This is a genomic window from Burkholderia sp. Bp9143, from assembly GCF_003853645.1.
Taxonomy (GTDB): domain Bacteria; phylum Pseudomonadota; class Gammaproteobacteria; order Burkholderiales; family Burkholderiaceae; genus Burkholderia.
The window spans coordinates 148,062-160,917 of sequence record NZ_QTPO01000005.1 but is presented as its reverse complement, the minus strand read 5'-3'; the positions used below and the strand labels follow the sequence as shown (position 1 = coordinate 160,917).

12 protein-coding genes and 1 tRNA gene are annotated in these 12,856 nt (G+C 66.8%); 5 read left to right on the top strand and 8 right to left on the bottom strand.

The annotated features are described in order from the left end of the window. Positions 1-208 precede the first annotated feature (208 nt). On the top strand, positions 209-448 hold the full coding sequence (locus DIE23_RS05465) for a hypothetical protein (RefSeq protein WP_260435978.1): 240 nt from the start codon (positions 209-211) through the stop codon (positions 446-448). 204 nt (positions 449-652) lie between these two features. On the opposite strand, the gene DIE23_RS05460 is transcribed toward DIE23_RS05465, so the two are convergent. Further along, positions 653-1,813 (bottom strand): porin, encoded by a 1,161-nt coding sequence (locus DIE23_RS05460; protein WP_124611172.1) that lies wholly within the window; start codon positions 1,811-1,813, stop codon positions 653-655. 241 nt (positions 1,814-2,054) lie between these two features. Between DIE23_RS05460 and DIE23_RS05455 the strand changes: the two genes are divergently transcribed. Both DIE23_RS05455 and DIE23_RS05450 read left to right on the top strand, forming a co-directional pair. Then, the gene (locus tag DIE23_RS05455) at positions 2,055-2,399 is read left to right on the top strand and encodes a DUF4148 domain-containing protein (protein ID WP_260435981.1); all 345 of its coding nucleotides are present in this window, start codon (positions 2,055-2,057) and stop codon (positions 2,397-2,399) included. A 23-nt stretch (positions 2,400-2,422) separates the two neighbouring features. Further along, on the top strand, positions 2,423-2,929 hold the full coding sequence (locus DIE23_RS05450; protein ID WP_124611171.1) for a hypothetical protein: 507 nt from the start codon (positions 2,423-2,425) through the stop codon (positions 2,927-2,929). A 272-nt stretch (positions 2,930-3,201) separates the two neighbouring features. On the opposite strand, the gene DIE23_RS05445 is transcribed toward DIE23_RS05450, so the two are convergent. Beyond that, positions 3,202-4,497 (bottom strand): O-acetylhomoserine aminocarboxypropyltransferase/cysteine synthase family protein, encoded by a 1,296-nt coding sequence (locus tag DIE23_RS05445; RefSeq protein ID WP_124611170.1) that lies wholly within the window; start codon positions 4,495-4,497, stop codon positions 3,202-3,204. A 133-nt stretch (positions 4,498-4,630) separates the two neighbouring features. Here DIE23_RS05445 and DIE23_RS05440 point away from each other — a divergent pair, with 133 nt between their 5' ends. Next, positions 4,631-5,299 (top strand): O-methyltransferase, encoded by a 669-nt coding sequence (locus tag DIE23_RS05440; RefSeq protein ID WP_124611169.1) that lies wholly within the window; start codon positions 4,631-4,633, stop codon positions 5,297-5,299. A gap of 19 nt (positions 5,300-5,318) precedes the next feature. Here the strand turns inward: DIE23_RS05440 and DIE23_RS05435 are convergent, their stop codons facing one another. From DIE23_RS05435 to DIE23_RS39405, 4 genes are all read right to left on the bottom strand, one after another. Then, entirely contained in the window at positions 5,319-6,473 is a 1,155-nt protein-coding gene (locus tag DIE23_RS05435) for a DUF1176 domain-containing protein (protein ID WP_124611168.1), read from the bottom strand. A gap of 242 nt (positions 6,474-6,715) precedes the next feature. Further along, positions 6,716-7,939, bottom strand: coding sequence for an RtcB family protein (locus DIE23_RS05430; protein ID WP_124611167.1), 1,224 nt, complete (start codon positions 7,937-7,939; stop codon positions 6,716-6,718). Between the two features lie 60 nt (positions 7,940-7,999). Further along, a complete protein-coding gene (locus DIE23_RS05425; RefSeq protein ID WP_124611166.1) occupies positions 8,000-9,139 on the bottom strand; it encodes a slipin family protein in 1,140 nt (379 codons plus the stop codon). 258 nt (positions 9,140-9,397) lie between these two features. Further along, positions 9,398-9,470: transfer RNA gene (locus DIE23_RS39405), tRNA-Arg, on the bottom strand. Between the two features lie 336 nt (positions 9,471-9,806). On the opposite strand from DIE23_RS39405, the gene rtcR reads away from it, so the two are divergent. Beyond that, positions 9,807-11,423 carry an RNA repair transcriptional activator RtcR gene (gene rtcR / locus DIE23_RS05420; protein WP_124611165.1) on the top strand — a complete coding sequence of 539 codons (1,617 nt, stop codon included), beginning with the start codon at positions 9,807-9,809 and terminating at the stop codon, positions 11,421-11,423. A 20-nt stretch (positions 11,424-11,443) separates the two neighbouring features. Here the strand turns inward: rtcR and DIE23_RS05415 are convergent, their stop codons facing one another. Together DIE23_RS05415 and DIE23_RS05410 are read right to left on the bottom strand one after the other, a co-directional pair. Then, complete coding sequence (locus DIE23_RS05415) at positions 11,444-12,205, bottom strand: bifunctional 2-polyprenyl-6-hydroxyphenol methylase/3-demethylubiquinol 3-O-methyltransferase UbiG (protein ID WP_124611164.1); 762 nt, start codon at positions 12,203-12,205, stop codon at positions 11,444-11,446. 12 nt (positions 12,206-12,217) lie between these two features. After that, a complete protein-coding gene (locus DIE23_RS05410) occupies positions 12,218-12,844 on the bottom strand; it encodes a LysE family translocator (protein ID WP_124611163.1) in 627 nt (208 codons plus the stop codon). Positions 12,845-12,856: the final 12 nt, after the last annotated feature.

Here is a 12,856-nt window from a genome sequence, read left to right as displayed (position 1 = left end):
AAAATGCGTCAGATTGCGTGGCGGGGCGGATGACGTGCGGGTCCGGTCGACATGACGCAATCGTCATATTCGGGTCATCGACGCGATGAACGGGAAACGGAACATGCGATTTGCCGATGGCGACGTCGCCGACGGCAGTCGCTTCGTTGCGCCGTGGCAGCACGGAAGGCGAGGCGATCCCGTTTCCACTTTCATTCCGGATCAAACCGTGCATCGTCCCGCCATTCGCCTGTCGTTGATTGCCGTTCTGGTCGTCCCGTTGCTCGTCGGCTGCGTCTCGACGCGCCCCGACACCGCTGCGGCCGCCCCGTCCGCCGCGCGCAAGCCGGCGCCGGTCGACCTGCTGCCCGGTGAGCAGGTCGATTACGCGGGGCATCGCTGCGGCAATCCGAACTTCCACGTGAAGACGCATCCGTGTGTGTTCCCGAAGCGCGACGTCACCCCCTGATCGCGGTGCGCACGAAAAAAAGGCCCGGCGCTGGCAGCGTCCGGGCCCAACGCGTGATCGTGCCGTGCGACAGCGATACGCTTGCGTGGTTTGCAACGGGTATCACCCGTCACGTATTCGATCGTAGCGATACGATCCGCCGCGAACCTGATCGAAAGATGAAATTTTCGTCATGTGCGTATCCGTATGCCGCCGTCGTCGCGATCAGAAGCGATGACGCAGCCCGAGATTGACGATGCCTTGCGTGCGCGTGCCGCCGTAGCCATAGGAGCCGATCGACGCTTGCGCCGTTTGCGTGCCGCCGTCGAGCGTGCGCTGTTCCCCGCTCGCACGTTGCCATGCACCGACCGCATAGAGATCGGTGCGTTTCGACAGCACGTAATCGGCGCCGGCGGACACCTGGTGATAGGTCGCGCTCGTATCGCCGCGGGCTTTCGTATAGCTGTAGCCGATGCCGACGAGCAGGCTCGGGCTCGCCTGATAGTTGAAGAAGCCGCGTGCGGTATCGTACTTCTGCGTGGCGCGGAACGATGACATCGCATCGACCTTGTACTGCGCGTTGCTGTAATCGATGCCAACCGCGAATGGCGCGAAGCTGTAGCGCAACGCGCCGCGTGCAATGCCGATCGATTTCGCCGAGATGTAGCCACCGTTGACCAGCGATCCATCGAAGGTGCCGTCGGAGGTGCCGTTCCAGCCGGTGCGGATGCCGTTGGCGAGCGGTGACTTGTTGGCCGCGTAATAGTAGCCGCCCGCGACATCGACCGGACCGTTGCTGTACGAAAGCCCGGCCGACCAGGTTTGCCCGGCGCCGCTCTTGCCGGCCACGCCGCCGAGCGCATACATGCCGACGAACTGGAATCCGGCGATCACGGGCGACGTGTACTTTACCGCGTTGTCGGTTCGCGACGACGTGTCGTAATTGTCGACGTCGCCGGGCGTCGCATAAACGCTGCCGAAGTAGAAGTCGCCGGTCACCGGCCACGCGACGTCCGCGAGCGCGTCGTATTGGCGGCCGAGCGTCAGCGAACCCCAGCGCGCGCTGTCGACACCGACGAACGCTTGCCGGCCGAACATCCGGTTGCCTTGCCCGAGCGCGCCGGTATTCGGATTGAAGCCGTTCTCGAGCGTGAAGATCGCCTTCAGTCCGCCGCCGAGATCCTCCGCGCCTTTCACGCCGAAGCGGTTGCCGAGCAGGTTGCCGTTGCCCAGGCCGACGAGATTCCTGCCGTCGGCATTGGCGTTCCATACATACGTCAGCGACGTATCGAACAGGCCGTAGAGGCTCACTTCGGACGCGTGAGCCGCATGGGCGGTCGTGAGCAGCGCACCCGACAACATGACGAGCCGAACTGGAGTTTTCATGGTGTGTCCCTGAGGTTCAAGATGATCGTTTCGTGCGTCGATCGATGCGCCGCGCCTTCTGTCCGCGGGCGACGCATGTCGTGAACGCGCTGGCGATTCTGGGAACCGTTCGAATCGTGGTGGTGAGGGACAAATGAGAAACACGTCATCGGCGCGTCATGAGTGCTGAAACACGGCGTGCGTCGATTCGTACGGCGATGCGGGCTTGCCGGAGCGATGATGAAACCGTCATCCCGTGGTCATGATCGCGCACCGCCGCCGTATCAATCTTGAGGCTCGACTCATCGATTTCGGACAAGGAGCCAACCACATGAACATTTCTCGACCGCTGATTTCCATCGTCGTTGCCGCGCTGTCGATCGCCGCTTTCTCGCAGTCCGCCGCGGCACAGTCCAGGAGTCGACTGGAAGTGCGCCAGGAACTGCTGCGCGCCCGCCACGATGGCGTGATCCCGAGTCCGAAGCACGACTATCCGCCGAGCCGGGCCACCATCGCACGCAATCAGGACATCCATCGTTCGACGGTGCATCGCGGCGAAGCGGCGCCGCTCGTCGATGCGCACGACAACAGCCTCGCGGTGCGTTGATGTTCTACGGGGAGGAAGCTGCAATGCGCAACCTGGCGAGAGGGATCATCACGGCCGTCTGTCTGGTGTCGACGGCCGCAATGGCAGCGGGCTGGCCGGAGCGCGCGCTGTCGCATGCACCGGCGCACGACGTCGGCCGCCGCGCGAGCGAACGGATGCGCTGCGAGTTCGCGGCCGTGCCGGCGGGCGAGTGGAGCGCGACGTTCACGCGCGGGCAATGCGAAGTCGGGAACGGGCAGCTGACGTTCTTGCCCGCTGATGCGGGCGCCGAGCCGGCACCCCTCGCCGAGCAGCGAATCATGCTTCGCGAGGTCCGTACCGCGTCGCATCAGTCACGCAAGCTGAAGGAGCAACTGCAACTGACCACGCGCGACGAGGTGATCGCGCTGAACGTGCTGACCGACGACGGCAGCCGCAAGTCGCGCGAGCATGCGATCGACCTGTGGGCCGCGTTGCGCAACGAGGGCGTGACGCCCGTCAACGGCACGCGCATCGTCGACACGTATCCGGCGGCCGCGACGACGTGGTGACGGTCGCGCCTTGGCCGGCCTTCACCGAGCCCTCGATCAGGAAGAACACGATGAAGCCGATGAAGAACGCGGCCGTCGCGAACGGCATCCCTGCCGCTTCGTGTGCTTCGACCAGCAATGGCCTAGGCAGTCGAGCGTGCTTGCAGCAGGCACCGCAATGCACGGCGGTTTCGTGCTGGACGTTGCCCCGGCATCAACCGGGATTGCACACCTTGTAGGCGTTCCAGGGTCGGGATATTTGAACGCGGGCGTATCGGCACGCCCGCTTCGGATCACAGCTGCGCGAGCGCCTGGTCGAGATCGGCGAGCAGGTCGTCGATATGCTCGATCCCGATCGACAGCCGCACCGTTTCCTCCTTCACGCCGGCCTTCGCGAGTTCGGCCGGCGACAGTTGCCGGTGCGTCGTCGAGGCCGGATGCGTCGCGAGCGACTTCGTATCGCCGATGTTGACGAGCCGCGTGAACAGCTTCAGCGCATCCTGGAACCGGGCGCCGCCGTCACGGCCGCCCTTCACGCCGAACGTCAGGATGCCCGGCGCGCGGCCCGACAGGTAGCGCGCGACGAGCGGATGATCCGGGTGATCGGGCAGCCCCGCATAGTTCACCCATTCGACGTGTTCATGGCGCGCCAGATGCTGTGCGATCTTCAATGCGTTGTCGCTGATGCGTTCGACGCGCAGCGCGAGCGTCTCGATGCCCTGCAGGATCTGGAACGCGTTGAACGGCGAGATCGCCGCGCCCATGTTGCGCAGCGGCACGACGCGCGCGCGGCCGATGTACGCGGCCGGTCCGAACGCTTCGGTGTATACAACGCCGTGATAGCTGACGTCGGGTTCATTGAGCCGCTTGAAGCGGTCCGCATGCCGCGCCCACGGGAACTTGCCGGAATCGACGATCGCGCCGCCGAGGCTCGTGCCGTGGCCGCCGAGATACTTCGTCAGCGAGTGCACGACGATGTCCGCGCCGTGCTCGAACGGGCGTAGCAGGTACGGCGACGGCACCGTGTTGTCGACGATCAACGGGATCCCGTGACGATGCGCGATGGCGGCGAGTGCGGCGATGTCGGTCACGTTGCCGAGCGGGTTGCCGACCGATTCCGCGAAGATCGCCTTCGTGCGCGCGTCGATCAGCGGCTCGAACGATGCGGGATCGCGCGGATCGGCGAAGCGCGTCGTGATCCCGTATTGCGGCAGCGTGTGCGCGAACAGGTTGTAGGTGCCACCATACAGCGAACTGGCGGACACGATGTTGTCGCCGGCTTCCGCGATCGTCTGGATCGCGTACGTGACGGCCGCCTGGCCCGACGCCAGCGCGAGCGCGCCGATGCCGCCCTCGAGCGCGGCGATCCGCTGCTCGAGCACGTCCGTCGTCGGGTTCATGATCCGTGTGTAGATGTTGCCCTGCACCTTCAGGTCGAACAGGTCCGCGCCGTGCTGCGTGTCGTCGAATGCGTACGCAACGGTCTGGTAGATCGGCACCGCGACCGCGCGCGTGGTCGGGTCGGGGCGATAGCCACCGTGCACGGCGATGGTTTCGAGGCGCCAGTTCGAAGAGGCCTGATCGGTCATGGGTGCTCCGCGTGTTGTTGTGATGGTCGGCCGATTATAGGAGCGCGTGCGCCGCTTTCTTTAGAACGAATGGTTGGTTGCTTATGGGGAGGCCGCGCATAGAATGCCTTTTTCCGACGATGAAAGGTGCGCGATGGATCAGGATCAGTGGAACCAGGTGGATGCGTATTTCTCCGCGACGCTCGTGCCGTCCGACGACGCGCTCGACGCCGCGCTCGCGGCGAGCGACGCGGCCGGGCTGCCCGCGATCAACGTCGCGCCGAACCAGGGCAAGCTGCTGCAGCTGCTCGCGACGATTCGCGGCGCCCGGCGCATCCTCGAGGTCGGCACGCTCGGTGGCTACAGCACGATCTGGCTCGCACGCGCATTGCCGCCGGGCGGCCGGCTCGTGACGCTCGAATTGAACCCCGACCACGCGAAGGTCGCGACGCAGAACATCGCGCGCGCCGGGTTCGCGGAGGTCGTGTCGGTCGTCGTCGGCAGCGCGAAGGACAGCCTCGCGCGGCTCGTCGATGCGGGCGAGGCGCCGTTCGACTTCATCTTCATCGACGCGGACAAGGACAACAACGCCGTCTATCTGGACGCCGCGTTGAAACTGTCGCGGCCCGGCACGGTAATCGTCGTCGACAACGTCGTGCGGCGCGGGTGCGTGGCCGACCCCGACAACCGCGAGCCGGACGTCGTCGGCGTGCGCAACGGGTTCGCGCGGCTCGTCGCCGAGCCGAATCTCATGACGACGGCGGTGCAGACGGTCGGGCTGAAGGGCTGGGACGGGTTCTCGATCTCGATCGTCGGCGCGTGAGCGCGCCGACGCCGCTGCATCAGCGCGGGTTGTCGATCGAACCGGCCGTGCGATACAGCCGCGGCCACTGATCCACGAACAGACCGTTGCAGGCGCCGTGCATCGCGACGTCGTTCAGCACGAAGCGCCGGCCGTCGAACACCCACGACGCGCTCGACCCGCAATCGCCGGCGCCCCGCACGCGGTCGAGGCTCGACAGCATCGCATGCGCGGGATCGTAGCTTGCTTCGGTCAGCTGGTTCGCGAACGACGCCGGATCGAGCCCCGCGCTCGCGTGCTCGCCGAAATCCAGCGGCGTCGGCGCGTACGGCGCGGTGCGATGCACGCGATACCACAGGTCCGTATGGTTGTAGGCGCTGCTCGTCTGGCACGGGATCGACACGATCGCGTCGGTGGCCGAGATCGCGGTGGCCGATGCCGTCTTGCGGCGGTCCTGCGTCGACATTTCGTCGCCGGCATCGGCCGCGCAACGCTTCACGGCGCCGCTGAACTTGTCGAATACCGCATCGACGAGCGGCCGTTGTTCGGCAGGCGTGAGGTCGGCCACGCGCGGTGCGGGAACGGGCGCGGGCGGCAACGGCGGCGCGGCGGGCACCGACGACGCGGGCCGCGTGCCCTTGCGCAGCAGCGCGGTGACCGTGCCGATGCGGCCCTGCGTGTCGTCGATCAGCAGCAGCGCGGCATTGAGTCCCGACAATGAGACGCGCGGTGCCTGCGCGGCGGCCGGGTCGCCGAAGCTCACCCTCTGCGCGTTGTGCGACACGGTCAGCCATGCGTCGACCGTCGTCGGATCGCTGGTGCGGATGCGGAAAGGATAGACGTCGTCATCTGCGTTGCCGGTCCGGGTGACGGCGTGCCACTCGGCCGGCACCGCGTCGAACGGCTGGCCGTCCGCGCGCGCGGTGCGCAGGTCCAGCGGCGCCGATGCGAAGATCTCCAGCGACGGCCGCGCATCGGGGCCGGCATCGCGTGTGAGCCGCACGATCATGCTGGTGCGCGTGTCGTCGATGTCGTCGTTGCCGCCTTCGGCGATACAGCGGTTCGCGTTGTCGCAAACGACCGACCAGTTCTTGAAGTCGCGCGCGACCGAGTGTTGCGCGGGATCGCGCGCGGCGGCGGAGAGCGACGCGGTGAGCAGGGTGACGGCGATGGCAAGCGGGAGATGACGAAACATGACGGTTCGTATCGGTGATGACGGGGCGAAGGGCGGATGTCCGGTAGCAAGCGCATCGTAAGCGCGCGATGCGGATCGAGCGCGGCCGGACAGCATCGAGTATACCGCCGCTGTCGTGGCGATTCGTGTGACGATGGTCGAATGCAGGCCGATACGGAAACGGCGGGAAACGGCGCGATGCCTGAGGGCACCACGCCGTTCGTTCGTCAGTGGGCGTCGATGGCTCGACTGTGTGATGCCCGCTATCCTTTCACGCACACCACCTGACGCAGCGTGTGCACCACTTCGACGAGGCTGCGTTGCGCCGCCATCACCGCATCGATGTCCTTGTAGGCCATCGGGATCTCGTCGACGACGCCCGCGTCCTTCCGGCATTCGACGCCGCGCGTCGCTCTCACCTGGTCGTCGACCGTGAAGCGGCGCTTCGCCTCGGTCCGGCTCATCGCGCGGCCGGCGCCGTGGCTGCACGAACAGAAGCTTTCCGGATTGCCGAGCCCGCGCACGATGAAGCTCTTCGCACCCATCGAGCCCGGAATGATCCCGAGTTGCCCCTTCTGCGCGGACACCGCGCCCTTGCGGGTCACGAGCACGTCCTCGCCGAAGTGGCGTTCGCGCTGTACGTAGTTGTGGTGGCAGTTCACCGCGTGCTCGTCGACCGCGAACGGCTTCGCGATCACGCCGCGCGCCGCGCCGATCACGGCGTCCATCATCGCCTGCCGGTTGCGGCGCGCGTAGTCCTGCGCCCAGCCGACCGCTTCGACGTAATCGTCGAAGTGCCGGCTACCCTCGGTGAAATACGCGAGGTTGCGATCCGGCAGGTTCGCGATGTGCTGCCGCATGTCGGCCTGCGCGAGTTCGATGAACAGGCTGCCGATCGCGTTGCCGACGCCGCGCGAGCCGCTGTGCAGCATGAACCACACGTGACCGGCTTCGTCGATGCATACCTCGATGAAGTGGTTGCCCGTGCCGAGCGTGCCAAGATGCGCGTAGTGGTTTGTCTTTTCCAGCTTCGGATACTTGTCGACGATCCGCTGAAAACCCGGCAGCAGCGACTTCCACGACTCGGTTACGGCGGCCGGCGTGCGATCGCCCCATGCGCCCGGATCGCGACGGCCCGGCACGCGGCCGTGCGGCACCGCGCGTTCGATCGCGCTGCGCAGCCCGCCGAGCGAGTCCGGCAGGTCCGCTGCCGTGAGCGTCGTGCGCGCGGCCATCATCCCGCAGCCGATGTCGACGCCGACCGCGGCCGGGATGATCGCGCCCTTCGTCGGAATCACGCTGCCGATCGTCGAGCCCTTGCCGAGGTGGACGTCCGGCATCACCGCGACGTGTTTGAAGATGAACGGCATCTGCGCGGTATTGCGCAATTGCGCGCGCGCGTCGTCCTCGACCGCGACGCCTTGCGTCCACATCTTCACCGGCTTGCCGTTCGCCAGTTCCATCACCTGAAAATCGTCATTGCTCATTTGCTTCACCATTCGTTCATTCATCCGGCGCGGCACCCATGCGCCGCGCCGCCTCATCCATCAAGCGCCCTTGATGCTGACGAGCCCGTTCAGCACCTGATCGAGGCCGCCGAACACCGAGATGCGGTCGATCCGTTCCGCGACGCGCTCGAGCGTTTCCAGCTCCTTGAGCCGCAACGCGGTCGGGTTTTCTTCCATCACCTTCGCGGTGTTCAGCAGCGAGCGCGTCGCCGCTGTTTCCTCGCGGCGGCGGATCACGTTCGCCTGTGCGGCCTTTTCGGCTTCGACCACCTGCGCGAGGATCGTCTTCATGTCGCCCGGCAGCACGATATCCTTCACGCCGACGCTGCGCACGTCCACGCCCGATTGCGCGAGGCGCGTGCGCACCTGGGCGATCACGACATCGTCGATCGCCTGCTTGTCCTCCAGCAGCTCGTCAAGCGAGCGCGTGCCGACCGCCGCACGCAGCGCGAACTGCAGCTCGCGATACAGGTGTTCGACCGGCTTCTGCAGCTGGCCGAACGCATGCAGCACGTCCGCATAGCACCACGTCGCCGACAGGTTCAGCCGCAGCGCGACCTTGTCGCGCGTCAGGATTTCCTGGCCGGCGACTTCGAGCGCTTGCAGGCGCAGGTCGACGAGCTCGACCGCGACGTCGCGGTTGAAGCGCCAGAACGCTGCAACACCCGGATCCAGCAGCCGCTCGATCTTGCCGTCGATCTTCAGCACGCCGACGTGATACGCCGGCACCTGCGCGAGCAGCACGCCCGTCAGGCCCGCCACGCCGCGGGCACGCAGCGCAGGTTGCGCGATGCGCTTCGCGAGCGCGGCCGGCAGCATGCTGTCCTGCGTGAGGTCGACGCGCGCCAGACGATGCGCGATCAGGCCGCGCCAGTACAGCCGGCGCGTGCCCGGCGGCAGGATCTCGACGAGCACGTCGTCTTCATAACGCAGGCCCGCTTCGTCGTCGGCCAGATCCATCGCGACGAAGTGTTGCGCGAGCACGTCCGGGGCGTCGTGACGCAGGTAGTCGGCCAGCGCGGCGTCGGCGAGCGGCGCGTCGAGACGCGCGGTCTGCACCGACAGACGCTTGAACGGATCGAAGGCCTTGAACACGCCCGGTTCCAGCACCTTCACGAAATCGCCCTCATTCATCAGCAGCGCGCGTTCGTTCTTTTTCACCACATGACGCTTCCACATATTCTTGTCCTTTTCTTCAATGGCCGCCGGGCGACACGCATCGCACGGATCGGGGTGCGACGCGATCGGGCGGGCGGCGCGTGGGTCCGGCGCGGCGGCACGCGGCGACGCATCCTGCATCGCGTCGTCGTGCGCGTTCGCGCGGGCCGTCCGGCCGCCCGGCCGATCGCGCGGAACCGCAACCGGTCCGACGCGCGGCGGGCCTGTCGGCCCGCACCGGCGGGTACTGCTTCTCTCGATAGACCGTCCTTGCGGACAGCGTTCGGACGGGATTCGAACCCGCCACACACCGGCTCGCGCCGGCTGCTCCACCTGAATGAGCTTCCGAACAGTGGGCGCCCCGGGATTCGAACCCGGACAAGGCTGCCTCGCGCGCCCCTTTGCCTTCGTCTGTCCATGGCGGCATGCGCTGCCGCGACGAACGAGGTTCGGCGGCGGCGCACCAGCAGGGCTTTGTGAACCCTGGCTCGCGGGCCAGCGGGACATCCGGCGCCTTCTATTTAGCGAGGAGCGTGCCAGCGGGCACGTCCATGTTCGAAAAAATTCTTAGTCCATTGAAAATAAAAGGAAATTATTCATATCGAAGCGTTGGTGGTCGATGCGTGCCGCATTGCGCCAACACGAAGTTTCGATACAATCAGATCGCTCCTTATCCAATGAGATAAACATGCGCAAGACTGTCGCCATCGGCTTCCTCGGCATCGTGCTCGACCAGGGCGACCGCACGGCGCGTCGCTACCCGAAATGGCGGCCGACGATTTCGCTGTGCGAACAGTCCGACCTGAAGATCGACCGGCTCGAACTGCTGTATCCGCAGGAATACGTGCGTCTCGCCAATCACGTGCGCGACGACCTCGCGCGGCTGTCGCCGCATACCGAGGTGCGGCTCACGCCGGTCACGATCCATGACCCGTGGGATTTCGAGGAGGTCTACGCGACGCTGCACGACTACGCGCGCGCGTATCCGTTCGACCTCGAACACGAGGACTACCTGATCCACATCACGCCCGGCACGCACGTCGCGCAGATCTGCTGGTTCCTGCTCGCGGAAGCGCGCTACCTGCCCGCGCGCCTCGTGCAGACGGGGCCGCCGAAGCAGACCGACGAAGGGCCGAGCGGGCCGGGCACGATATCGGTGATCGATCTGGACCTGTCGCGCTACAACCGGATCGCGCAGCGCTTCACGCGTGAGCGCGACGAGACGGTGTCGTTCCTGAAGGCCGGCATCGCGACGCGCAACGCGCGCTTCAACGTGCTGATCGAACAGCTGGAGCGCGTGGCCGTGCGCTCGCGCGCGCCGATGCTGCTCGTCGGTCCGACGGGCGCCGGCAAGTCGTTTCTCGCGAAACGCGTGTACGAACTGAAGCGCGGCCGCCATCGGCTCGCGGGGCCGTTCATCGAGATCAATTGCGCGACGTTGCGCGGCGACGCGGCGATGTCGACGCTGTTCGGCCACGTGAAGGGCGCGTTCACCGGCGCGCAGTCCGCGCGTGCGGGCTTGTTGCGCGCGGCGGACGGCGGCCTGCTGTTTCTCGACGAGATCGGCGAACTCGGGCTCGACGAGCAGGCGATGCTGCTGAAGGCGATCGAGGAGAAGCGCTTCCTGCCGGTCGGTGCGGACGTCGAGGCGACCAGCGATTTCGAGCTGATCGCCGGCACGCACCGCGATTTGCGGCAGATGGTGGCGGCCGGCACGTTCCGCGAGGATCTGTATGCGCGGATCAATCTGTGGACGTACGAATTGCCGGGGCTCGCCGAGCGGCGCGAGGACATCGAGCCGAACCTCGAATTCGAGCTTGATCGTTTCGGCCGCGAGCAGGGCGAGCAGGTGCGGTTCAACGTGGAAGCGAAGCGGCGCTATCTCGCGTTCGCGGCGTCGCCGCGCGCGGCGTGGGCGGGCAACTTCCGCGAGTTGTCCGCATCGATCACGCGGATGGCGACGCTCGCCGATGCGGGGCGGATTACCGAGGCGATTGCGGAACAGGAGGTCGAGCGGCTGACGCGCACGTGGTCGTCGCCGGGCGGTGAGGGAGCGTTGAATGGATACGTCGATGCGGTGTTCGGCGCGCGCGCGGCGGAACTCGACCTGTTCGACCGCGTGCAGCTCGACCGCGTGCTCGACGTGTGCCGCGTTTCGGCGAGTTTGTCGGAGGCCGGCCGCACACTGTTCGCGGTGTCGCGGCAGAACAAGAAGCAGCCGAACGATGCGGACCGGCTGCGCAAGTATCTCGCTCGGTTCGGGCTCGATTGGGAGGGCGTGCGGGACGCGCTGGGCGCCAGGTAGTCGGCGGTGTAGTCAACCGCTCACGCACGGCAGATCGCGATGATCTCCGCGCTGGCCGCGTCGTCGAACGGCGCGCCTTGCCAGTCGCCGCACCAGTCGACCGACGAGAAGCCGGCGGCCGCCACGCGCGCTTGCAGGTCGGGCTGTGCGATGAAGCGCAGCCGGCTCGCGTTCTTTACCCGCATATCGTCACGGTGAAAGCGGTAGACCGTGTCGAACGACACGATCGGGCCGTCGACGGCAGTCACCGCGTGGTGCAGTTCGACGATGCCGAATTCGGGCGAATCGATGCGGGATGTGGACGCCTGCGGCGTCCAGCCAAGCCACGGCTCGACACGCGGGTTGCGGGTCTCGAACAGGTAGCGGCCGTCGTCGGCCAGCACGCGCCGCACGCCGCGCAGCGTCGCGTCGATGGCCGCATCGGTCAGCAGGCACTGGAACGCGTGCCCGGTCATCACGACGGCATCGAACGGCGCGCCGGGCGGCAGGCCGTCGAGATCGCACGCGAGCCAGCGCACCGCCCCGGCGCCTGGCTGACGTCGCGCATGGTCGATCATCGCGGGTGCCGGATCGATCGCGACGACGTCGTGCCCGGTCGCCGCGAGCCGGCGCGCGAACGTGCCGGTGCCGCAGCCGAGATCGAGAATCCGTTGCCGCGTGGCGCCAATGCGCGATGCGTAGAACGCGAAGTCGCGATCGCCTGCGTTGAACCGGTCGTAGACCGCGACGAGGCGCGGATCGGTATAGAGGATTTCCCCGGCGGTCGCCGCGTGGGACGTCATGCGAAACGCGCGTCAGCGCTGCTGCACCGCGACGCGCACCCCGAGCGCGATGAAGATCGAGCCGATGATCTTCCCCTGCCAGCGCGTGAGCCACGCGAGCCGCTTCACGAGACGGCCGAGCGGGCGGATCGAGCACGCGATCAGCGTCGTGTAGAGCGAGCTGAGCACGACGAAGATCAGCCCGAGCACCGCGAACTGCACGAACGTCGAGCCGCGCTCCGGATGCACGAACTGCGGCATGAACGCGAGGAAGAACAGCGCGGTCTTCGGGTTCAGCACTTCAGCGGGAATCGCCTGCAGGTATGCCTTCAGCGGCGTGACGGGCGATACTTTCGGCAGCGACGGATCGGACGGCCTGTCGAGCAGCGCGCGCACGCCGAGGTAGATCAGGTACGCGGCGCCGACCAGCTTCACGACGTTGAACGCGAGCGCAGATGTCATCAGCAGCGCCGACAGCCCGACCGCCGCGAACAGCGTATGCACGAAGTCGCCGCTCGCGACGCCGAGCCCGGTCAGGATGCCGGTCTTGCGGCCGCCCTGCACGGTGCGGCTCAGCACGAGCAGCACGGCGGGGCCCGGAATCAGGAACAGACCCAGTACGACGGCGGTGAAGGTGGTGAGCGTGGTCAGGTCGAACATGGCGGCTCCGGC